This is a genomic window from Cupriavidus sp. 8B (assembly GCF_054589115.1).
In genome coordinates this window covers 52,295-73,608 of sequence record NZ_BAAILO010000252.1, presented here as the reverse complement: position 1 = coordinate 73,608, position 21,314 = coordinate 52,295, and the positions used below count along the sequence as shown (strand labels likewise).

The window sequence follows — 21,314 nt, the reverse complement described above, 5'->3', positions numbered from 1 at the left end:
TGTCCCATCAAGAATGCAAATAGGCGCATCAGCATTCTTTGCCTCCCTGTCACCCGCATGACAACCCCTTTTCTTACTCTGCCAACGCGTCACGGGGAGCGTGATCGGACGCGCCGCCGGAGCGGCGCGCCGCTTTGGACAACAGAAAAGAGGAACCGGATATGGCATGGAATCAGCGGGCACGCATGGCATGTGGCGTGGCCCTGGCGGGCACGGTAGCGGCATGCGGCGGTGGCGGCAGCGACTCGCCGGCAGTGGTTGCCCCCGATCAGAACAACACGGGCGGCAGCGCCGTTACCAGCAAGAAAGTGCTGCTGGTCGGCGTGGATGGGGCGACCTATAGCCAGTTGCAGAACGGCATCGCCCAGGGCACGTTGCCCAACCTGGCCACGCTCTCGATCACGCCGGCGTCGACCGGCGGCAAGCTCGGCACCACCACCGAGCAGGTTCCGCTTGCCAGCCCGAGCTGGGCCACGGTCCTCGCCGGCAACTGGGCGAACCGCCACGGTGTCAGCGACGACGTAGCCGCGGCCGCCGGCCTGCGCACGCCGAGCCTGTTCCAGTACTTGCGCGCCAGCGCCGGCTCGAGCCGGCTGCGCCGCGGCGTCGCTACCAGCGCGCCCGTGCTGCCGGCATTGCTCAAGGCTGACGTGGCCGCGGGCAATCTCGATTCGATGCGCGACTGTACCGCTGACGACAACTGCGTGACGCAAGAAGGCGTGAAGCTGGTGCAGTCCGGCTACGACGTGGTCTTCACCCAGTTCAGCGCACCCGACCGGGCCGCAGCCGCCCAAGGCTTCCAGAACGGCGGCTACTACGCCACCGCGCTGTCCGGCTTCGACCAGGCGCTCGGCAAGCTGCTGGCCGCCGTGCAGGCGCGCCGCCAGGCCAACGCCGGCGAAGACTGGCTGGTAGCCGTGACCACCAGCCACGGCCTGGACGCAACCGGCTCGACCACCACGCTGCCGACGGTGCAAAACCGCACCACCTTTATCGCGCTCAACAAGCCCTTCAACGCGGCGGTAGCCAGCAACCTGCCGGCGGCGCCCACCACGGCAGATACCTTGGCAGCACTGCCGACCGAGGCCGACCTGCTGCCGACCGTGCTCGCGTACGTGGGCGTGGCCCTGCCCGCCGCCGCGTACCAGATTGACGGCTCGGCCCTGACCGGCAATGCGGGCGTGCGCGCCATGCAGTCGGTGGTGGGCAGCACCAACACCTCGGTGGTGCTGTCATGGCAAAACCCCACCACCGCCACCGGCGACATGACGCTGCTGCGCGACGGCGTGCAAATCGCCACGCTGCCGAGCGGCACGTCCACCTATGAGGACAAGACGATCACCGCGCCCGCCAGCGGCGTGTACCGCTTCAACTACACGCTGGTGCGCAACAGCATGCCCACCTCGCTGCTGGCGCAGATCAACTACGTCAAGCCGATCGTGCTGGCCGACACGCTGCGCAACAACCTCGCGGCCTACTACAGCTTCGAGACCCTGCCGGCGGTGGACACCAAAGGCACCACCACCATCGGCCCGTGGGTAGCCGGCACCGACGGCGGCTCGCTTGGCAGCGACAACTTCGGCGGCAAGTCGCTGAAGGTCAACTCGGTGATCGATGCCTACCAGCTCACGCAGAGCGGCGCCGATATCGCGCTCAGCCCGCAGTTCACCATCGGCTTCTGGTTCAGGTCCGACTGCAACCAGGGCAATGGCACGGGCGAGCCGATCCTGTCGAACAAGAACTATGTCTCGGGCGCCAACCCGGGCATTGCCCTTGGCCTGTTCAGCAGCTGCGAGATCCGCTTCAACATGGGCAGTGGTTCCGGCAAGCGCGATGACATCCAGGGCATGAAGTTCAGCGCCAACCAGTGGGCCTACGTGGCCTTGTCGGTCAACGCCACGGCCAAGACCTTCAGCGCCTACATCATCGACCCGGTGCTCGGCCTGCAGAAGACCGAGAACAAGGCCATCGCCAACACCGACGTGACCAAGCTCAATGGCCTGGCCACCAAGGTCTGGGGCATCAACGACGATGCCACGCATGCCTATGTGCCGAACAACGCCGGCGCGCTCAAGGGCGTGATGGAGTTCAACGACCTGGCCATGTGGACGCGCCAGCTCAGCCTGGCCGAACTGCAGACCATCGCCGGCTCGCGCCAGCCGCTGTCCACGCTCAACCCCTGATACCCACTTCCCCCGAGAGCAAACGTGACCATGAAGCCTTCGATCTCTTTCTTCGCGCGGCCGGGCTGGCTGGCGGCACTGGCGCTGTGCGCCACGCTGGCGGCCTGCGGCGGCGACTCCAACGACAGCAAGCCCGCCGATCCGGCGCAGCCCGGGCAGCCGCCCGCAGTCACGCCGCAGTTGCGCTGCGCGCCATAACGAACAGTCGCTAACAGTAGCGCACCGCAGGGCATGCCCAACGCCCCGCACGAACCGGACAGTCCAGCAAAAAACCAAGATGAGCCTTCACAGCAGACGCAAATTCCTCAAGATGGCCGGCGGCAGCGCCGCCGCCACCGCGGCGCTCGCCGCCTTCCCGCCGTCGATCCGCCGCGCGCTGGCGATTCCCGCCAACAACGCCACCGGCACCATCCGCGATGTGGAGCACGTGGTGATCCTGATGCAGGAAAACCGCTCCTTCGACAATTACTTCGGCACGCTGCAGGGCGTGCGCGGCTTTAGCGATCGCTTTACGATCCCGCTGGCCGGCGGCCTCAACGTCTGGCAGCAGACCTTCACCAACCGCATCGTGCAGCCGTACCACCTCGACAGCAGCGCCGGCAATGCGCAGCGCGTCAGCGGCACGCCGCACAGCTACCCCGATGCGCAGAACGCGTGGGACCTGGGTCGCATGAGCAAGTGGCCGATTGCCAAGCAGACGCAGTCGATGGGCTACTACACCGAGGCCGAGCTGGACTTCCAGTTCGCACTCGCCAATGCCTTCACGCTATGCGACGCCTACCACTGCGGCTTCCATGGCGGCACCAACACCAACCGCCTGTTCCACTGGACCGGCACCAACGACCCCACCGGCGCCAACGGCGGCCCCGTGATCGACAACAGCGGCGACTCCATGGGCGCCTCCACCAGCGGCTACCGCTGGACCACCTATCCGGAACGCCTGCAGGCGGCCGGCGTGAGCTGGAAGCTGTACCAGAACATGCCGGACAACTTCACCGATAATCCGCTGGCCGGCTTCGTGCAGTACCGCAAGGCCAACGAGGCGCGAGGCAATACGTCCAACGGCAGCCCCTACCCGGCCTACACCATTGCCGACGACGTCATCAACCCGCTCATCAAGGGCATCGGCAACACCATGCCGGACGGCGGCTTCCTGCAAGCGCTGAAGGATGACATCGCGGCCGGCAGCCTGCCGCAGGTCTCGTGGATCGTGGCGCCGGCCACCTACTCCGAGCACCCGGGGCCGTCCAGCCCGGTGCAAGGTGCCTGGTACACGCAGGAAGTGCTCAATGCGCTGACGGCCAATCCCGACGTCTGGAGCAAGACCGTGCTCCTGATCAACTTCGACGAGAACGACGGCTTCTTCGACCATGTGCCGCCGCCGTGCGCGCCGGCCTATGACGGCGGCGTGCTCGCCGGCAAGTCCACCGTCGCCACCGACGGCGAATACCACACCGACATGCATCCCTATGGCCCCGGCCCGCGCGTGCCGATGTACGTGGTCTCGCCGTGGAGCCGCGGCGGCTGGGTCAACTCCCAGGTGTTCGACCACACCTCGGTGCTGCGTTTCCTGGAGGCGCGCTTTGGCGTCGCCGAGACCAATATCAGCCCGTACCGCCGCGCCATCTGCGGCGACATGCTGTCGGCGTTCAACTTTGTCAGCCCGAACAGCGCGGCCCTGCCTGTGATCCCCAATCGCACCAAGGCCGCTGCCGACACCGTGCGCACGGCGCAGGAGGGCAAGGCACAGGTAGCGCTGCCGACCGTCGCCTTCCAGACCGCCAACCCCGCCACCCAGCCTGCGGGCACGCGGCCGTCGCGCGCGCTGCCTTACGAGCTGCACGTGAGCGGGCGCGAGGATCCGGGCGCCAAGGCCATGTGGCTGCTGTTGAGCAACACCGGCACGGCCGCCGCGGTCTTCCACGTGTACGACCGCCTGCACCTGGACCGCGTGCCGCGCCGCTATGCGGTCGAGCCGGGCAAGCAGGTCAACGATAGCTGGGACGTCTTCACCGCTGACAACGGTAAGTACGACCTTTGGGTGCTGGGCCCGAACGGCTTCCATCGCGGCTTCCAGGGCGACGTCAGCACCGTGACGGCAGCCGGCGGCACCGCGCCGGAAATCCGGGTGTGCTACGACATCGCCAATGCCGCGGTCTACCTGACCATGATCAATACCGGCACCAAGGCCTGCACCTTCACCGTCACGCCCGCCGCCTATCGTGACGACGGCCCCTGGACCTTCGACATCCCCGCTGGCAAGCAGCTCGACCAGCACTGGCCCGTGGGCCTGCAGGGCAACTGGTACGACTTCGTTGTGACCACCACCCAGGGCAGCTTCCGGCGCCGCTTTGCCGGCCGCCTGGAGACGGGCGCCGACTCCGTCTCGGACCCCGCCCAGGGCAAGCCCGCCCGGGCCGTGCCCTGAACGCGGCCCGGGCCGCGCTCGCCGGCCCGGGCTTGCCTGCTATCCCTGCTTCTTCGCCGCGCCGCCGCGTCCGTGGCCGCGCGGCGAGGAACTGTCATAAATCGCCGCTAGACTGGCGCGCTTGCGTAATCCCCACGGAAATCCCCCATGCTCGGCGACCTGCTGACGACGTTCTATGAAGTGGCACGGCAGGGCAGCATCACCACTGCCGCCAAGCAGCTGCGCGTAAGCCAGCCCACGGTCACCGGCCGCATCCGCCAGCTGGAAGAGAACTATGGCGTGGAGCTGTTCTACCGGCGCGCTGGCCGGGTCGACCTGAGCGACGTCGGCGTGGCCCTGATGCCGGTGGTGGAGCAGTTGATGCAGCACGAAGGCAGCGCGGACTTCCTGCTGCGCAATGCCGGCAACCTGCATCTCGGCCATCTGCGCATCGGCGCTACCGGGCCCTATTACATCCTGAGGAGCGTGGCCGCGTTTCGCGAGCGCTATCCCGCCATCGAGATCAGCATCGATATCGGCAACTCGCAGCAGATGCTGGATGCGCTGATCGAATACCGCATCGACGTGGCGGTGTCGTCGCACGCCGTCGATGACGATCGCCTGGCCCGCATCACCCTGGCCTCCGACCCGATGGTGCTGGTGGTCAACCCCGCCCACCCGCTGGCGCGCGCGCCCAGCGTCAGCCTGGCGCAGCTGGCGACCTGCCACCTGCTGATCCGCGAGCACGGCTCGATGACCCGCAAGGCCACCGAGACCGCGCTGGACGACGCCGGCCTGCCGCTGCCGGCCACCACCGTGATCGGCAGCCGCGAAGCCATCTACGAAGCCATCCGCCAGGGGCTAGGCGCGAGCGTGGTGCCGCTGGGCGAAGTGCCGCGCGACCCGGCGCTGTGCGTGGTGCCGTTTGCCAGCCAGCCGCCAGTGCTGCACGAATACCTCTATTGCCTGCAGGGCCGCACGCATACGCGCCTGATCGGCGCCTTCCTGGAATGCCTCGCGCCGCGCAAGGCGGCGTAGGCGGTAACTGCAACGCCGGCAACGCCGGCAACGCCAGCAAAAATCCCTGATAGCCGTATCGGGATTCTTGCACCGCGCTTCATCCGTGGGTCATTGCCGGTGGGCATCCTTGCCGCTTTTCCGACCGGAGACGGCGCATGTCCTGCCTTGCCTTGTTTGACCTCGACCACACCTTGCTACCGCTGGATAGCGAATATGAATGGGCACGCTACCTGGTGCAGGCCGGCGCGGCGGATGCCGGCGAAGTCGAGGCCAACAACGCGCTGTGGCTGGCAGAATACACCGCCGGACGCCTGGACTTCCACCGCCATGCCGGCTTTGCCCTGGGCCTGCTGGCGCGCCATCCGCGCGCGCGGCTGGAGACCTTGCGCAGCGGCTTCATGCGCGACGTGATCGCCCCGGCCATCCGCCCCGAGGCGCGCGCGCTGCTGGCCACGCACCAGGACGCCGGCGATCTTTGCTGCATCGTCACCGCCACCTGCCGCTTCGTCACCGAGCCGATCGCCCAGGCACTGGGCGTGGCGCACCTGCTGGCGGTAGAGGCCGGGCGCGACGGGTCGGGCAATTTCACTGGCGCGGTCGAAGGCGTACCGAGCTTCGGGGCGGGCAAGATCGCGCGCGTGGCGCAGTGGCTGGAATCGCTCGGCATGGCTTGGGAGCAGTTCGAGCGCACCGTGTTCTATAGCGACTCGCGCAACGATATTCCGCTGCTCGAAGCCGTGAGCCACCCCGTGGCCACCAACCCGGATGCCGCACTGCGCGCACTGGCGGACACGCGCGGCTGGCCGCTGCTGATGCTGTTTGCTTCGGCCGAGCCGGCGCCGGCGCTGACCACGGCCTGACGTCCGGCGCCAGTCATGGGGCTTTCACAAAACTGGGGGACGATGGCGGGCACGCTTTTGTAACCTGACCGGCCGCCAGCGCCTATATTGACGTTGACGACCCCACAATCGACCATCGCATCGCCCCCCCAAGGAGCCGCCCTCGCCCATGGCGCAGCCACCCAACGCAGGCAGTTTCGCTGAAATGCAGCAACTGGAGAGCATCCTGGAAGCCGGCGCCAGCCGCCTGGATGCCTGCCGCGTCGGCGAGGTGCGCGCGGGCGGCCAGCGCTTTCCCCTCTACACCGCCAGCATCGGGTCGAACAATCCGCGCGCGCCCGCCATCGGCTTCTTTGCCGGCATCCATGGCCTGGAGCGCATCGGCACGCATCTGCTGCTCGACTATATGCGCATGCTGCTGTGGCGCCTGGAGTGGGACGAGCTACTGGAGCGCCAGCTGCAATCCGTGCGGCTGCTGTTCATGCCGATTGTCAACCCGGGCGGCATGTGGGCCTCAACCCGCGCCAATCCCAATGGCGTGGACCTGATGCGCAACGCACCGCAGGATGCGGTTGGCCGGGTGCCGCTGCTGGCTGGCGGCCAGCGCGTGGGGGCGTGGCTACCGTGGTACCGCGGCAAGCGCGGCGCGCCCATGGAGGTGGAAAGCACAGCCATGCTGCAAGTGGTGGAGCAGCAGTTGCAGTGCCGGCCCTTGAGCTTCGCACTGGATTGCCACTCGGGCTACGGCTGGGGCGACAGCATCTGGTTTCCCTACGCGCGCACCGCCGCGCCCATGCCGCACCTGGCCGAGATGTTTGCCCTCAAGACCATGTTCGAGCAGGCGCATCCACACCACGGCTATGCTTTCGAGCCGCAGAGCCGCCAGTACCTGCTGCACGGCGACCTGTGGGACTGGGCCTACGACCACACGCCGCCCGGCAACATCTTCCTGCCGATGACGCTGGAGCTGGGCTCCTGGCTGTGGATCAAGAAGAACCCCCGCCAGTTGTTCTCCCGCCAGGGCTTCTTCAACCCGGTCAAGGCGCATCGCACCGCGCGCGTGCTGCGCCGGCATGCCAACCTGCTGGATTTCCTGGCCCGCGTGGCCTACGCGCCCGAGCGCTGGCTGCCAAGCGGGGAACGCCGCCAGGAACTGCTTGACCGCGCCAACGCCCAGTGGGCCTGGGGGCCGCCTGGATGAGCGACTGGATCCTGCTGCGCGGCCTGACGCGCGAGACCCGCCACTGGGGCGTCTTGCCGGGGGTGCTGCAGGCCAGCGCCGGCATCGGGCCCGTCGCCATGCTGGACCTGCCTGGCAATGGCGTGGAGGCGGCGGCGCACGCGCCGGCCGGCGTGGCTGCCATGGTGGCATTCCTGCGCGAGCGTGCCGCCAGGCAGGGGCTGGCGCGGCCGTACCGGCTGCTGGCGATGTCGCTGGGCGCCATGGTGGCGGCGGAGTGGGCGCAGCGGCACCCGGAAGAGATCGGCGCGCTGGTGCTGGTCAACACCAGCATGCGGCCCTTTTGCAGCGTGGCCGAGCGGCTGCCGCCGCGCAACTGGCCGGCACTGCTGGGCATGGCACTGCGCTGGCACAACGCCCCTTACTGCGAGCGCATCATCTACCGGCTGACCTGCAACGCCAGCGCGGCCTTCGCGACGGATGTGGCGCAATGGTGCGCGATCCGCGGCAGCGCGCCGGTGAGCCGGGCCAATGCCCTGCGCCAGCTATGGGCCGCGGCGCGCTATCGCGCACCGGGTGCGCCGCCGGCCTGCCCGACACTGGTACTGTCTTCTGCGGCGGATCATCTGGTCGACCCGGTGTGCTCTACGCGCCTGGCCGAGGCATGGGGCGCGCAGCACCGCCGCCATCCCTGGGCAGGGCACGATTTGCCGCACGACGATCCGGCCTGGCTGGCCGCCACGCTAGCGCGATGGCTGGCGGCATCCGGCCTGCGCCAACGCTGAAACCGCGCCGTCACAACTTCACGAGTTCACAACCTCACAATTTCACGGATTTCACACCGGCGCGGCAGCGGCACGCCGCATGCGTGGGGTGCCGCTGCAGCAGCCTGCGCACCACGCCGTTGGTCCAGCCAAAGCCGTCCTGCAGCGGATACTCCCCGCCCGCGCCGCCTACCGCGCCGTCTTCTGCGGGATGCAGGGCGTACTTCTCCACCAGCTTGTATTCACGCTCGTAAAGGCTGGCAACGGTCAATAGCCAGCGATGCGCGATTTCGTGCGCAAGCGCGGCTTGCCCGCAATGCGCAAACCCGCCGATCGCCAGCCATTGCAGCGGCGCCCAGCCGTTGGGCTGGTCCCATTGCTCACCGCTGACGTGTTCCGTGGTGGCAATGCCGCCGGGCTGCAGCAGCCGCGCTGCCGCGGTTTGCGCCACCCGCGCCGCCTGCGCGGAGGTGGCAGCGCCTACGTAGAGCGGCACCACGGTGGCCGCCGTCAGGTTGGCGCGGGCATTGTCGCGTTGCCAGTCGAAATCGAAGTAGGCGCCCTCGGCCTCGCGCCACATCAGGCGGTCGATGGCCTCCCGGCGCGCCTGCGCGCGCTGGCCAAAGGCCGGTGCGTCGGCATCGCCGGCGGCCTGCGCCAGTTCGGCGAGCTTGTGCTCCAGCTTGAACAGCAGGCAATTGAGATCCACCGGCAGGATCGCTGTGGTGCGAATGCTCTCCAGCCCGCCGCCGGGCTCCTGCCAGCGCGAGCTGAAGTCCCAGCCCGATTCGGCCGCGGCGCGCAGGTCGCGAAATACCTCGGAGGCTGGCCGCCCCGACAATGCGGCCGTGCCGGTATCTTCGATAAAGGCTTCCTCGCGCGGGGTGTCGCGCTCGTCCCAGTACCGGTTCAGCAGGCTGCCATCGGCCAGCCTGACCACCCGCCGGCACGCGTGCCCCGGCGCCAGGTGGTCGGCGCCCCGCATCCAGAAGGCGTACTCCTTGCGCAACTGCGGCAAGAAGGCCAGTTCGGGCTGCACGCCGTGGTCCTCGAACAGTTCCACCATCAGCGCGAACACCGGCGGCTGCGAGCGGCTCAGATAGTAGCTGCGGGTACCGTTGGGAATCACGCCATAGGTGTCGAGCAGGTAGGAGAAGTTGTCCGCCATGCCGCGCAGCAAGCCGCCCTGCTCGCTGGCGGCCAGGCCCAGCATGGTGAAGTACGAATCCCAGTAGTAGAGCTCGGAGAAGCGCCCGCCCGGCACCACGTAGGCATGCGGCAGCGGCAATAGCGAGCATTGCGGCGGGTGCTGCGCCGGATGCCGGGTCAGCACCGCCCACAGCCCGTCGATATGGTCGGCCAGCGGCTGGTTGGGGTCGGACTCGTAGCAGCTGCGCGGCACCTCAGGCAGCACGAAATGCTCGTGCACGAAGGCGGCAAGGTCAAAGCCGGTCTCACCGGCGCGAGCGCGGTAGGCGGCCAGGATGGTTGCCGGATCCTGGCGCGGCATGGCGTCGGTGAAGGTCTTGCTGTCGGGAAAAATGCGGCCCATCTGCACCGCCACGAACAACTCCTGGTAGCGATCGGCGGGCGTGAGCGGATCGGCGTGCGCGCAGCCGGGCAAGCGGTGCGGGACGAGTTTCTGGCCGCCGGTGGGGTCGCCCACCTCGCGTACGTGGGGCTGGCCGGCCGGGCCGCCGCCTCCGATGGTGATGCGTGGTGCCACTGCCCCTCCCTTTTCTTACCCTTGCGGCAACGCGGGAGGCTGCCGACAACAAATGAGAGTGGCTGGCTGGCGGGCGAGTTCCACCGCCGCGCAAAGGCGCCGCGCCTGGTCGGGGCCGCGCTAAAGGCACATACTCCCGGCACGCGCCGGATGCGCCGCCTAGGGTTCCGGTGTCGGCGTCACCAGTCGCGGCCCGAGCACGGCGTGGGCGCGACGGAAATGCTCGAGCGGCTGCGGGCGCCCCAGCAGGAATCCCTGCGCTTCGTCGCAGCCTTCGGCCTGCAGCAGGCTGAGCTGTTCGTCGGTCTCCACGCCTTCGGCCAGCACCGGGATCGCCAGGCTCTGGCCCAGCGCCAGGATGGCGCGGATGATGGCCTTGGCCTGCTGGCTGTCGGAGATCTCCGCGATAAAGGTACGGTCCAGCTTGATCTTGTCGAACGGGAAGGAGCGCAAGGTGTCGAGCGAGGAGTAGCCCGTGCCGAAGTCATCGATGGCGATGGTCACGCCCAGCGCCTTGATGCGGCGCAATATGTCCAGCGCCCGCTCCTTGTCGCCGATGATGGCCGACTCGGTGATTTCGAGCTCCAGCCGTCCCGCCGCCAGCCCGGTTTCCTCCAGCACATGCGCCACCAGCGTGACCAGGTTGCCGTGGGTGATCTGCACCGGGGACAGGTTGACCGAGATCTTGCGCGGGAATGTCCACTGCGCGGCTTCCTGGCATGCGGTGCGCAGCACCCACTCGCCGATCGGCAGGATGGCGCCGCACTCTTCGGCCAGGGGGATGAAGTCGTCGGGCGCGATCAGCCCGCGCTCGGGATGCTGCCAGCGCAGCAGCACCTCGCAACCGATGGCTTCGCCACTGGCGATGGCGGTCTGCACCTGGTAGTCCAGCACGAACTGGTTGGCGGCAATGGCGGTCCACAGCTCACCGGCCAGCGCGCGCCGCTCGCGCTCGGCTTCGTCCATCCGGCTTTCGTAGAAGCAGATCGATTCGGACAAGCTGCCCTTGGCGCGGTACATCGCCAGGTCGGTATTGCTGACCAGTTGGTCGCGATGCGTGCCGTCGCCGGGATAGATCGCAATCCCGATGCTTGCGCCCGTGGTCAGCTCGAAGCCTTCGAGCCGCACCGGCTCGCTCAGGCAAGTCACCAGGCGCGCGCTGAAGTCGCTCAGCTCGGCCTGCCGCTCGAAACGCTTCACGGCAATGAACTCATCGCCGCCGATGCGGGCGATGAACTCGCCCGGCTCCAGCTGGCTGGCGATGCGCTGGGACACCGCCCGCAGCACGGTGTCGCCGGCCGCATGCCCATGCAGGTCGTTGATTTCCTTGAAGCGGTCCAGGTCGATGCCGAGCGTGGCCACCCGGCAGCCCTGCTTGCGCGCGCGCTGCAGTTCCTCGTCCAGGTAGTCGTTGAAATAGCTGCGGTTGGGCAGGCCGGTGAGCCCGTCGTGGCGCGCCATGTGCTGGATCTTGGCTTCGATGCGGCGTTGCTCGGTGACATCCTCGCAGGTGGTCACCCACGAGCCGTCGGCCATGGTGCTGTGCGACAGTGCAATGGCGCGCCCATCGGGCAGCGCTTCCACGCTACGCCAGTGCTTGTGGCGGCGCAGGATCTCGCGGTGCCGTTCGCAGAGCGCCTGCGCGTATTGCTCGGCGCGGCCGTCGGGCTGGCCCGCCTCGGCCTGCGCATCGCGGCCAAGGCGGCCGGCCGGCGCGCTCGGCGCCGCGATTTCGCTCTCGCGCACGCCAGCCATGGTACGGCACAGGGCCAGAAAATCCGCGCCTGGCGCCAGCGCTGCGCCCGCGCCGCGGAAGATCTCTTCCATGCGGCGATTGGTCAGGAGGATCGCGCCATGCGAATCGAACAGGCACAGCCCCTGCAACATGTTCTCCAGCGCCAGGTCCAGCGTGCGTGTCACCTCGGCAATGCGCTCGGCGTCGGCCTTTTGCTGCGTCATGTCGCGCGTGACCTTGGCATAGCCAAGCTGCTTGCCCTTGCCATCGAAGATCGGCGTGATCAGCACGTGGGCCCAGAAGCGGGAACCATCCTTGCGCAAGCGCCAGCAGCCTTGCGCCACGAAGCGGCCCGCCTCGCGCGCTTCCAGCAAAGCCTGCTCGGGCAGCCCCGCGGCGCGATCCTCAGGCGTGTAGAAGCACGAGAAACGCGCCCAGGATTTCATCCTGGGTGTATCCCTTGGCGCGCTGGGCGCCGGGGTTCCAACTGCTCACGCTCCCGGCGGGATCCAGCGCGTAGATCGCGTAATCTGTCACGCTGAGTACAAGCGTGCGAAAAAGTTCGGTCTCGCCGGGAGGGCCTTGGATGTGAGGCATGGAGGGTGCGGGTGTAGGGCCGATGCCGTCTCGTGCAGTGCTCGTCCGGGTGAAAGGACAAGCTGCGCGCGCACGACTATCGACGGAACCGGCGCGGCCTGTGTGCCGGGACGTCGATTGGTATAACGGCAACGCGGGCGCGAAGTTTACCCTCGCGCTGGCAAAGCGCAACCCTGCGCGTCGCAAGCCGGGCCTCCCGCACTGCCCACACTATCCGCTTCCATGCTCCCGCCCTGCTGCGCAACCGCGCGCGCCAGGCTCTCCTGCCAGGCCCCCGCATCGCCAAGGAACGGGCCCACGTCGAGCACGGCGAAGCGATCGGCGCCGCTTTGCAGCGCAAACGTGGGGAAGCCGTGCCCGCCCAGCCGGTTCAGCAGCGTACGGCTGGCGGCTATATGCGCCTGCGTCTTGTCACCGCCAATGTCCAGGCAAAGGTCGGCAAAGCGCTGCGGATCCAGCCCGGCCTGCCCGGCGATATCGGCGAGTACCTGCGCATCGGCAATGCGCAGCCCGTCCACATAGTGCGCATGCTGCAGGCGCGCCAGCAGATCCGCGGCGGCCTCCATGCCGCCCAGCGCCTGCGCGGCCAGGATCGCGGTGGTGGGCGGTGCGGAGTCCATCACCGCGCTTTCGTCGCGCAGCAAGCCTTCGAAATACCGCTCGCCGAACGGCTGGCCGGTGAGCGCGGCAATGCGGCGGTCGTGCGGCATCACGTAGTCGCGCCATTGCGCCGTGATGCGGCGGCGGTTGGCGCCCGTGAGCATGCCGCCGCCGTGCAGCGCGAGCGCCAGGCCGGGCACGGCGCGCGCGGCGCGCACCAGTGGCGCGGCGCCGTAGCACCAGCCGCACAGCGGGTCATAGATGTAATGCAGGGTGAGACCGGACATGATCAGTGCTTCCTGGGATTTGTGGCTGACGTTGTGCGCATCGCGAACCGCGCTCTGGCACAAAGCCGTCATTTTGCAGGCCATTGCATCTCGCCCTTGATAACCTTGGCGCTCAGCTCGAGCGAGTCCAGGCCGCCCAGTTGCGGATAGTGTTTCTGCATCGCCGCGCTCAGCGCCTTGGCATCCGGCGCGCGCGCCGCCTCTTGCTCGAACGTGCGCAGGTAATCCCGCGTGAAGCGCACCGACGCCAGCGTCTGCGGCGCATCGCCCAGAGAATGCCCCGGCACGACCCGCGCCGGCTTCCTTGCCTCGATGCGATCGAGCATGGCGATCCAGTGCTGGCGCGAAGCCGGTGTCTGCGTATCGGCCACCCAGACGTGGCTCTTGCCAAAGACCACCACGCCGCCGGCTACCGTCTTGAGCGACGGAATCCACACTACCGTGCGTTCCGGCGCCGGGCCGTCCAGGCCCAGCACTTCCAGCTTGTTGCCTTCGAGCTCGATGGTATTGCCGGCCAGCGGCTCGGGCAGCACCAGCGCCTTGGGTGCATTGTCCTTCAGGATCGGGGTCCAGTAAGCCTGCTTGCCCGCCATGGACGCCTGGATGGCCGCCACCGTTTGCGGCGTGGCGACGATCCTGGCCGCAGGGAACGCGGCCTTGAGCACGTCCAGCCCGAAGTAGAAATCCGGATCGCTGTGGCTTATGTAGATGGTGGTGAGGTGCTTGCCGCTGGCACGGATGCGCGCAACCAGCGCCTCGGCGTCGTTGCGCTGGAACTGCGCGTCGATCAGCACCGCGTCGTGCGCGCCGGTGACGAGTTCGGACGAGACCGGGAAAATGCTCTTGGTGCCGGGGTTGTAGACCTGCAGCTTGAGCGCGGATGCGGCCAGTGCGGGCGTGCTGGCGACGATGCCCAGGCACAAGGCGGCGGCCAGGCCGCGCAGGAAACGGTTCAGGGTCAGGCTGGAGCGCATTGGGAGTCTCACGTTGCTGGAAATCAAGGAGACCGCCAGCTTAATTTGCGCAGGCCGGTACAAAAACCCCATAGAATAAACATCTTTGTTGCGCCAATCGATCAAATAGGGCAACAAGATACGCCAACATCACCCACCATCCCATGGACCGCATCACCGCCGCCGAAGTCTTCGTAGCCATTGCCGAGCGCGGCAGCATGACGGCAGCCGCCGAGGTGCTGGACATGTCGCGCGCCATGGTCACCCGCTATCTCGCGCAGATGGAAACCTGGGCCGAGCAGCGCCTGCTGCACCGCTCCACGCGCAGCCTGAGCCTGACGCCCGCCGGGGAGCAAACGCTGGCGCGCTGCCGCCAGATGCTGGAGATTGCCGCTCAGATGGCGCGGCCCGAGCATGAGCGCGCGGGCACGCCGCGCGGCATGCTGCGCATCAGTTGCGCGCAATCGCTGGCCGAGTCCGTGCTGGCCGCAGCAGTGACGGCCTACCTGAAGCGTTATCCGGAAACCGCCGTCGACCTGCATATCGGCAGCCAGGCGGTCAACCTGGTGGAGGCACGCATCGACCTGGCGATCCGCATCACCAACGATCTCGATCCCAACCTGATTGCGCGCCCGCTGGCGAGTTGCGCCTCGGTGATCTGCGCCGCGCCCGCCTATCTCGCCGCCCACGGCATGCCGCGCAAGGCGCAGGACCTCGCCATGCACAACTGCCTGACCTACTCGTACTTCGGCAAGAGCCTATGGCAACTGGAGCGCGCGGGGGAAACGCTGTCAGTGCCGGTGCAGGGCAACCTCAGCGCCAATGAATCGACGGTGCTGCTGGCCGCCGTGGTGGCCGGCGCCGGCATTGCCATGCAGCCGCTCTATTCTGCCGCGCCGCTGCTGCGCGGCGGGCAACTGGTGGCCCTGCTGCCCGGGTGGCAGCCGCAGGCGCTGGGCATCCATGGCGTATACGCATCGCGCCGGCAGATGCCGGCGATCCTGCGCACCATGCTGGATTTCCTCGCGGAGCGCTTCGCCGCGGATCCCGGCTGGCAAGGCACCGGGGCCACGGCGGGCCTTGCGGGCCGGGCGGGGTGACACTGCCCCGCCCGCCGCATCACAGACGCCGCATCACGGACACATCACTCAGGGCAGCACAGGATTGGCCTGCGCGCTGGCCACGCGCCGATCAGCATCCGCCTGCAGCAGGAAGCGCTTGGCCACCAGCCCGGCGGCCACGCTCTGCACCTTGGCCACATAGCCGGCCTGGTCGGTGTAGAGCGACTCCAGCGAAGGCCGCGTATCGCCAGCCGCAATGCGCGCGGCCTCGGTCTTGTGGAAGGGAATGTAGCTGCCGCTCAGGTTGACCAGATCCACAATGCCTGGCGCTGCCACGTAGTTGAACTCCAGGCTGGTGCCCACCGGCGCGTCCACGTCAACGGAGTGGATGCCGGCCTTGGTCAGCCCGGTCTGCGCATCCACCTGCGGCACCATGATGGCGTAGTCCCGTCCCATATGCGACGGCGGCAGCAAGGTCGGGATGCCGGACTCATCCTGCGGGCGATATGTCGGACCGTAGTCGAGCAGCGGGAAGCCGTTGTAGCGCGCCAGGTACTGCAGCGTGGGAATCGCGGCATTGCTGCCCGCACCGGCCCAGGTAATGCCCTTGGTGACGGGGAAGGCCAGCTGATCGGGCCGCACCAGCGTGCCATCGGCGATGGCCGGAACCTGGCTGGCCGGCGGCGCGACATCGCGAGCCACCCAGTCTTCCAGCGCGACGAACAGCGCCCGGAAGGTATCGGCAAAATCGACCATGGAACCCGCCGGGTACACCGTGGACGCAGGCGCGTAGCTGATCAGTGGCGACTTGCCGCCATGCTGCGTGCTGGCGTAGTAGTAGATACGCGCGTTGTCAGGCTGCTTCAGGTCGGCAAAGCCGTAGGGATCGGTCAGCACCGGCGAGCCCTGCAGTTGCCAGAACTCCGTGCCCGAAAGGCCGAGGAAGAACTTCGGGCAAGTCTGCGTAGCGGTGCAGCGCTGCATGACGCCGCCGCTGCGGCCCGCCAGCGGGTCCTGGTAGTCGGCGGCCAGCCCGCGCGGCGCGGTCTGCCCAAAGGCGCGATGGTCGGTGCGCAAGCCACCGCCGCCGCCGGGCACGGCGAAGCGCGTGTTGATGTTGGTCTGGCGCGCGGCCACATGCGCGTAGATGCCGTCGAACACCTTGCTGCCATCCAGCGCCTGGTTAAAGCCAAGATGCAGGAAAGTCTTCATCGCGTTGCCCGATTGCGAGGTGCCCTGCCCGATGGCAAAGCGCACCGCGCCCGCCACCGGATTAGGCGTGCCCGCCGAATCCGCGGCCTGATGCCGGAAGAACGTGATGGTGTCGCGCAGCGCCGCCAGGCCCACGCCCATCACCTTCGGGTCTTTCGCCACGTAGGTGATCTCGTAGAGGTAGCCCGGCACGAAACCGCCTTTTAGGCAGATGTTGGCGGCGTCGGACTTGCCCGGGAACGGATTGCCCGCGTTATCGCAGGTGGCAAACTTCCAGTCCGTTGCGGGAATCGCCACGCGCGGGTCGGTTTCGTTCACGCGCCGCGTCAGCGTGTAGCCCGGCAGGGTGTTGTCGAGACTGGCCGGCGCATAGGGAATCATCGTGCTGTTGAACACACCGCCCGGCAAGCTCATTGACGGGCTGGCAACACTCGGGATCAGCTCCGCGGCGTACGGGCCGGTAATGCTGCTGCCGTCCTTGTTCTTTGCCACCGGCACCGCCAGCGTGAGCCGTGCCGCCGAGCTCTTCGGCACGTCGCCCTGCCAGGCCGAGTACAGCAGCACATAGCCGCGCTCGAAATAGAGCGAATCCCCCGGCACCGCAGTGGGATTCGGCATGGTCAGGATATTGCCGCGATTGGGCGCGTCGTAACGCAGCACGCCGCCGGCCTTGCTCATGTCCTTGGGCTTGAGCATGACGAACTCTGTGGTGTACTCGACCAGCCCGCGGCCATTCACCGGCGCCAGCCCCAGGTCCTGGATGATGGCGTTGTGCGCATCGGCGGGGTCGACCTCGCCCTTTAGCGTGCCGGTGAGTTTTTCATAGGCGCCCACGTTGCCGTAGGTGCCGGGCATGTCTTCCCGTGCGGTGATGGTCAGCGTTATGCCCGGGGTGGCCGCCGGCGTGGACGCCGCGGGGGCGCCCGTGCTTGGGCTGTCATCGTTGCCGCCGCAGGCGATCAACGGCAAAGCTAGCGCCAGCGCCGCCATGCGGCGCGCCAAGGTGGTCTCCATACTTGCTCCTCTCTTGTCGTACGCCCTGCTAAGGGGGGCGTTGGCACAAAGTGTAGGGAGCGCGGCAATATAAGGTAAATGGATAGTTTCGATGGATTGAGCGAATAAACCGCTGAATCGCTTTTGGGGGGAGAGCGTAAGGATTGGGGGAAAAAACGCGCTTGGCGCCGCTACCAGAAGCTCCGCCATTGAAACGTGGCCAACCAGCTTGTCACCCAGCCGGCCCCGTAAAGGCCCAGGCCGAATATCCCGTGCGTGACAAGACTATGAAAGCGCGCGGCGGCGGGACGCGGAGTGCGGCTGGCGGCGACGCCGGCGCCCATGCCTGGCTGCATCAAAAAGAAGGGAGCCGCCACGCTGCCGATGCCGACGATCAGTGCGGGGCCGAGCGTCGGATGACTGACCCAGTCCAGGCCCCGGAAAGCGAGCAGCACGGCCGCGAAAGCAATACCGATCAGATAGTGGGCGATCCAGCCGGTCACGCGTTCGCCCTGTACGGGCGGCGAAGCGCCAATGGGGTCGTGGCGAAAGCGCCCGCGCACCAGATAGGCGAGCCAGCGGCCTACCAGCGCATAGTCCAATGACGCAATGCCGAACAGCCGCTTACGGGCAGCGGCCCAGATATCCATCACCGCGGTCGCACCCGCCCCGATCAGAAGCACGCACATCACCAAGTCCACTGCATCAGACACGGGCTGCCTCCTTCGACGCGGCCGCCGCAGACGGCGCCCGGGCGCTGACCATCCAGCAGGCAGCGGTGTAGCGAACCTCGGTGCCGTGCACGTAGGGATCGAAGGCGCTACGGACAACTTCGCTGACTCGCGTGCGCGTGCGCTCGTCCGCCTCTTGCAGGACCAGGCCAACGGGACCGAGCCGCGTGAGGTAGCTGAGCAACTCCTTCTCTGGCAGGGTGCAGTCGACATCGATCGGCCGGATGTCGATCTCGGCCCAGCCGCTTTCCTCCAGCAAGGAAGAAACACGATGCCGGTCTGCGAAGGAGAACTGCCCCGGCGCGTCTGGCCGCCGCGCGGGAAGGTTCGGCAGCAGCGGTGCCGCGGCGCGCTCGGCCGCCGTCATGAACGGGTTTTCCGTGGCACCGCGCCAGGCGATGCACCGGAGTTCGGCCTCGTCCCTTGCGGCACGCAGCAGGTTCGCGAAGGCCAGGACCGGGTTGTCGAAGAACATGACGCCGAAGCGCGAAATGATCAAGTCGAAGCTCGCGCGCTCGAAAGCGTGGTTCTGCACGTCGGCGTGGAGGAAGCTTGCCGTGGTGTCTTCCCGTTTTGCGCGTGCCCGCGCGGCCGCGATCATAGGATCCGAGATGTCGGCGCCGATGCAAAGGCCCGTCGCGCCGAGCCGCCGCGCCACGGCGAGCGTCGTGCTGCCCGTACCGCAGCCGACGTCGAGCACCCGTAGCCCGGAGCCGGTGCGGACCGCATCGACAAGCAGGTCTTCGAACGGCTTGAACATGTGGTCGAGCAGCGCCTGGGCCTCGACCCAGGCGCTTCCAGAGCGGCCCCGCCAAAGCACCGCCTGCTCGCTTTCGGTCCGTTGCGTGACATCCATGATCGTTTTCCTTTGCTGCCCCCAGGGAGCGGAAGCTACACTGTGCCAGTTCAAGTCGACTTGAGGTCAAGAGGGTGAAAAGCCTAGACATAGCCGAAGTGGCGCAACAATCCGGCGTTCCCGCATCGACGCTGCGGTTCTATGAGGAAAAGGGGCTGATTGCCTCTACCGGCAGGCGAGGGCTGCGCCGCCTGTTCGATTCCGGCGTGCTGGAACGGCTGGCGCTGATCGCGCTGGGGCGCGCCGCCGGCTTCTCGCTCGATGAGATTGCGCTCATGTTCGCGCCGCAGGGGCAGCCGCGCATCGACCGGCAGATGCTCGCGGCCAAGGCAGAAGAGCTAGACAAGACGATCCGCAAACTGAGCGCCATGCGCGACGGCCTGCGGCACGCCGCTGCCTGCCCCGCACCGAGCCACATGGAATGCCCCACCTTCCGTCGCATCCTGCAGGCCGCCGCGTCCGGCGCCCTTGGAGCGCGAGCGAAGAAGACGCCGCAATCACTGCGGCGTTAGCGCCATCGGGCTGGTCATGCTCACGCTGTGAGAGGCTCGCGAGCCGAGCATTGACGACTTAGGTGTTCACCAAAGCTTGTGCAGCGCCTTCAGCCCCGCCGCGATGCCCGCCTCGTCTATCGCGCCGAAGCCGAACAGCAAGCCCGCGCGATCCGGCGGGCCGAGGTAGTACTCCTGCGTGGTCCAGACGCCAATGCCCTGCGCCCTCGCGCGCTGCGCCAGCGGCTCGGGATCGGCATGGTCAACGCACAGCGCGGCCAGGTGCAGGCCCGCGGCGCAGGGCACCGGATCGAGCCGGCCGCTGAAATCCGCGCGCAGCGTATCCAGCAGAAGCTGGCGGCGCGCGCCGTAGAGCCGGCGCATCTTGCGCACGTGGCGCGCCAGGTGCCCTTCGGCGATGAAGGCGGCGAGCGTATCCTGCGCGGTGGCAGCGCAATGCCAGTCGCTGCATTGCTTGGCCAGCGTAAGCGCCTGCCGCGCCCAGCGGGGGGCCACCACGAAGCCTAGCCGCAGCGTCGGAAACAGGCTTTTGGAGAAGGTCCCGACGTAGCACACGGATTCGGCGCGGTCGAGCGTCTGCAAGGCGTCGAGCGGGCGCTCGCCGTGGCGGAACTCGCCATCGTAATCGTCCTCGACGATGACCGCGCCGTGCGCCTGCGCGAAGGCGAGCAAGGCCGCGCGCCGCGCCGCCGACATGGCATGGCCGAGGGGGAACTGGTGCGATGGCGTGACGTAGATCACCCGCGCATCGGCGGGCAGCCGTTCCACCACCAGCCCTTGCGCGTCCACCGGCACCGGCACGATCCTTGCGCCGGCGGCAGCAAAGGCGGCGCGGGCCGGCGGGTAGCCCGGGTCCTCCACCGCCACCACGGTGCGCCCTGGCGTCACCAGCACGCGGGCCAGCAGGTCGAAGGCCTGCTGCGCGCCCGCCGTGACCACCACGTCGCCAGCCTGGCATGCGACCGCGCGTGCAAACGAGACGTGGCTGGCAATGGCCTCGCGCAACCCAGGCTGCCCCTGCGGATCGGCATAGGCCACCGGGGCGTGCGCCATCGCCCGCATGGTGCGCGCCGTCAGGCGCCCCCACAGGTCCGCCCGGAATGCCGACAGGCCCGGCACGCCCACGCGAAAATCAAAGCGCGGCACCATCGGCGAAGCTTCCCGTGGCGGCAAGGGCGGCGCGCGCCAGAACGCGGCCAGCCGGCGGTCGGCCTCGGGCGCGCCATGCTGCGGGGCGGGCTCTCGCGCGGGCAGCAGCCCCGCCACATAGGTGCCGCCACGATCGCGCGCCACCACATAGCCCTCGCTCAGCAGCAGGTCGTAGGCGGCCACCACCGTGTTGCGCGACACGCCGCAAGCCTGGGCCAGCGCGCGCGTGGCAGGCAGGCGCAGGCCGGGGCGCAGGCGCCCGTCCAGGATCGCCCCCTTGAGCTGGCCGTGCAGGCAGCGCAGCAAATGGCGCGAGCCGGGTGCCGGCAAGCGGATCGGGAAGGCGAACTCTGGATCCATAAATTTCCTTGTTTCTGGTTCTTTTCTAGTACCAGTTTGCCGTCTTATCCTGCCCCTGTCATCCCCATGAGGTGCCAGGAAATGAAACGCTCCGATCTTTCGTTATTGCTGTCGCTGGCCGCCCTGTGGGGCGCCTCCTACCTGTTTAT

18 protein-coding genes are annotated in these 21,314 nt (G+C 67.9%); 9 read left to right on the top strand and 9 right to left on the bottom strand.

Annotation, left to right across the window (positions count from 1 at the left end; all coding sequences use genetic code 11):
* Positions 1-161 precede the first annotated feature (161 nt).
* The 7 genes from ACYP5B_RS24720 (at position 162) to ACYP5B_RS24690 (ending at position 8,414) form a co-directional block, all read left to right on the top strand.
* On the top strand, positions 162-2,183 hold the full coding sequence (locus tag ACYP5B_RS24720; protein ID WP_459571415.1) for a hypothetical protein: 2,022 nt from the start codon (positions 162-164) through the stop codon (positions 2,181-2,183).
* 30 nt (positions 2,184-2,213) lie between these two features.
* Positions 2,214-2,381: a hypothetical protein gene (locus ACYP5B_RS24715; protein WP_400093528.1), complete on the top strand. Its 168-nt coding sequence runs from the start codon at positions 2,214-2,216 to the stop codon at positions 2,379-2,381.
* Positions 2,382-2,460: 79 nt separating this feature from the next.
* On the top strand, positions 2,461-4,611 hold the full coding sequence (locus ACYP5B_RS24710) for a phosphocholine-specific phospholipase C (protein WP_459571414.1): 2,151 nt from the start codon (positions 2,461-2,463) through the stop codon (positions 4,609-4,611).
* Between the two features lie 147 nt (positions 4,612-4,758).
* Positions 4,759-5,628 carry a LysR substrate-binding domain-containing protein gene (locus ACYP5B_RS24705; protein WP_459571413.1) on the top strand — a complete coding sequence of 290 codons (870 nt, stop codon included), beginning with the start codon at positions 4,759-4,761 and terminating at the stop codon, positions 5,626-5,628.
* A 137-nt stretch (positions 5,629-5,765) separates the two neighbouring features.
* A complete protein-coding gene (locus tag ACYP5B_RS24700; RefSeq protein WP_459571412.1) occupies positions 5,766-6,470 on the top strand; it encodes an HAD family hydrolase in 705 nt (234 codons plus the stop codon).
* A gap of 148 nt (positions 6,471-6,618) precedes the next feature.
* Complete coding sequence (locus ACYP5B_RS24695; protein WP_400093532.1) at positions 6,619-7,650, top strand: M14 family zinc carboxypeptidase; 1,032 nt, start codon at positions 6,619-6,621, stop codon at positions 7,648-7,650.
* A complete protein-coding gene (locus ACYP5B_RS24690) occupies positions 7,647-8,414 on the top strand; it encodes an alpha/beta fold hydrolase (protein ID WP_459571411.1) in 768 nt (255 codons plus the stop codon). The genes ACYP5B_RS24695 and ACYP5B_RS24690 overlap by 4 nt, the downstream gene beginning before the upstream one ends.
* 34 nt (positions 8,415-8,448) lie before the next feature.
* Here ACYP5B_RS24690 and treF read toward each other — a convergent pair whose 3' ends face one another.
* From treF to ACYP5B_RS24665, 5 genes are all read right to left on the bottom strand, one after another.
* On the bottom strand, positions 8,449-10,119 hold the full coding sequence (treF, locus tag ACYP5B_RS24685; protein WP_459571410.1) for an alpha,alpha-trehalase TreF: 1,671 nt from the start codon (positions 10,117-10,119) through the stop codon (positions 8,449-8,451).
* Between the two features lie 159 nt (positions 10,120-10,278).
* A complete protein-coding gene (locus tag ACYP5B_RS24680) occupies positions 10,279-12,300 on the bottom strand; it encodes a putative bifunctional diguanylate cyclase/phosphodiesterase (RefSeq protein WP_459571409.1) in 2,022 nt (673 codons plus the stop codon).
* Positions 12,260-12,451, bottom strand: a complete 192-nt coding sequence (locus ACYP5B_RS24675) for a PAS domain S-box protein (protein ID WP_459571408.1) — start codon at positions 12,449-12,451, stop codon at positions 12,260-12,262. Before ACYP5B_RS24675 ends, ACYP5B_RS24680 begins: the two co-directional genes overlap by 41 nt.
* A 146-nt stretch (positions 12,452-12,597) precedes the next feature.
* Complete coding sequence (locus tag ACYP5B_RS24670) at positions 12,598-13,338, bottom strand: DsbA family protein (protein ID WP_459571407.1); 741 nt, start codon at positions 13,336-13,338, stop codon at positions 12,598-12,600.
* A gap of 68 nt (positions 13,339-13,406) precedes the next feature.
* A complete protein-coding gene (locus ACYP5B_RS24665; RefSeq protein ID WP_459571406.1) occupies positions 13,407-14,312 on the bottom strand; it encodes an MBL fold metallo-hydrolase in 906 nt (301 codons plus the stop codon).
* A 143-nt stretch (positions 14,313-14,455) separates the two neighbouring features.
* Here ACYP5B_RS24665 and ACYP5B_RS24660 point away from each other — a divergent pair, with 143 nt between their 5' ends.
* Positions 14,456-15,391, top strand: coding sequence for a LysR family transcriptional regulator (locus ACYP5B_RS24660; protein WP_459571405.1), 936 nt, complete (start codon positions 14,456-14,458; stop codon positions 15,389-15,391).
* Positions 15,392-15,439: 48 nt separating this feature from the next.
* Here the strand turns inward: ACYP5B_RS24660 and ACYP5B_RS24655 are convergent, their stop codons facing one another.
* The 3 genes from ACYP5B_RS24655 to ACYP5B_RS24645 all read right to left on the bottom strand — a co-directional run bounded on the left by ACYP5B_RS24655 (position 15,440) and on the right by ACYP5B_RS24645 (position 19,144).
* Positions 15,440-17,578, bottom strand: coding sequence for an alpha/beta hydrolase domain-containing protein (locus ACYP5B_RS24655; RefSeq protein WP_459571404.1), 2,139 nt, complete (start codon positions 17,576-17,578; stop codon positions 15,440-15,442).
* 170 nt (positions 17,579-17,748) lie between these two features.
* On the bottom strand, positions 17,749-18,270 hold the full coding sequence (locus ACYP5B_RS24650) for a DUF2938 domain-containing protein (protein WP_459571403.1): 522 nt from the start codon (positions 18,268-18,270) through the stop codon (positions 17,749-17,751).
* Positions 18,263-19,144: a class I SAM-dependent methyltransferase gene (locus ACYP5B_RS24645; protein WP_459571402.1), complete on the bottom strand. Its 882-nt coding sequence runs from the start codon at positions 19,142-19,144 to the stop codon at positions 18,263-18,265. Before ACYP5B_RS24645 ends, ACYP5B_RS24650 begins: the two co-directional genes overlap by 8 nt.
* A 74-nt stretch (positions 19,145-19,218) precedes the next feature.
* Between ACYP5B_RS24645 and ACYP5B_RS24640 the strand changes: the two genes are divergently transcribed.
* Entirely contained in the window at positions 19,219-19,656 is a 438-nt protein-coding gene (locus tag ACYP5B_RS24640) for a helix-turn-helix domain-containing protein (RefSeq protein ID WP_400093548.1), read from the top strand.
* Between the two features lie 66 nt (positions 19,657-19,722).
* Here the strand turns inward: ACYP5B_RS24640 and pdxR are convergent, their stop codons facing one another.
* Positions 19,723-21,165, bottom strand: coding sequence for a MocR-like pyridoxine biosynthesis transcription factor PdxR (pdxR, locus tag ACYP5B_RS24635; RefSeq protein WP_459571401.1), 1,443 nt, complete (start codon positions 21,163-21,165; stop codon positions 19,723-19,725).
* Between the last annotated feature and the right edge of the window lie 149 nt (positions 21,166-21,314).

What these genes read in the sequence shown, in the direction of transcription:
- ACYP5B_RS24670 (WP_459571407.1), bottom strand. Translation starts at nt 13,338, where the DNA reads ATGTCCGGTCTCACCCTGCATTACATCTATGACCCGCTGTGCGGCTGG.
- ACYP5B_RS24655 (WP_459571404.1), bottom strand. Translation starts at nt 17,578, where the DNA reads ATGGAGACCACCTTGGCGCGCCGCATGGCGGCGCTGGCGCTAGCTTTG.
- ACYP5B_RS24690 (WP_459571411.1), top strand. Translation starts at nt 7,647, where the DNA reads ATGAGCGACTGGATCCTGCTGCGCGGCCTGACGCGCGAGACCCGCCAC.
- ACYP5B_RS24675 (WP_459571408.1), bottom strand. Translation starts at nt 12,451, where the DNA reads ATGCCTCACATCCAAGGCCCTCCCGGCGAGACCGAACTTTTTCGCACG.
- ACYP5B_RS24660 (WP_459571405.1), top strand. Translation starts at nt 14,456, where the DNA reads ATGGACCGCATCACCGCCGCCGAAGTCTTCGTAGCCATTGCCGAGCGC.
- ACYP5B_RS24695 (WP_400093532.1), top strand. Translation starts at nt 6,619, where the DNA reads ATGGCGCAGCCACCCAACGCAGGCAGTTTCGCTGAAATGCAGCAACTG.
- ACYP5B_RS24665 (WP_459571406.1), bottom strand. Translation starts at nt 14,312, where the DNA reads ATGCGCTCCAGCCTGACCCTGAACCGTTTCCTGCGCGGCCTGGCCGCC.
- ACYP5B_RS24700 (WP_459571412.1), top strand. Translation starts at nt 5,766, where the DNA reads ATGTCCTGCCTTGCCTTGTTTGACCTCGACCACACCTTGCTACCGCTG.
- ACYP5B_RS24680 (WP_459571409.1), bottom strand. Translation starts at nt 12,300, where the DNA reads ATGAAATCCTGGGCGCGTTTCTCGTGCTTCTACACGCCTGAGGATCGC.
- ACYP5B_RS24715 (WP_400093528.1), top strand. Translation starts at nt 2,214, where the DNA reads ATGAAGCCTTCGATCTCTTTCTTCGCGCGGCCGGGCTGGCTGGCGGCA.
- ACYP5B_RS24720 (WP_459571415.1), top strand. Translation starts at nt 162, where the DNA reads ATGGCATGGAATCAGCGGGCACGCATGGCATGTGGCGTGGCCCTGGCG.
- ACYP5B_RS24645 (WP_459571402.1), bottom strand. Translation starts at nt 19,144, where the DNA reads ATGGATGTCACGCAACGGACCGAAAGCGAGCAGGCGGTGCTTTGGCGG.
- ACYP5B_RS24710 (WP_459571414.1), top strand. Translation starts at nt 2,461, where the DNA reads ATGAGCCTTCACAGCAGACGCAAATTCCTCAAGATGGCCGGCGGCAGC.
- pdxR (WP_459571401.1), bottom strand. Translation starts at nt 21,165, where the DNA reads ATGGATCCAGAGTTCGCCTTCCCGATCCGCTTGCCGGCACCCGGCTCG.
- ACYP5B_RS24705 (WP_459571413.1), top strand. Translation starts at nt 4,759, where the DNA reads ATGCTCGGCGACCTGCTGACGACGTTCTATGAAGTGGCACGGCAGGGC.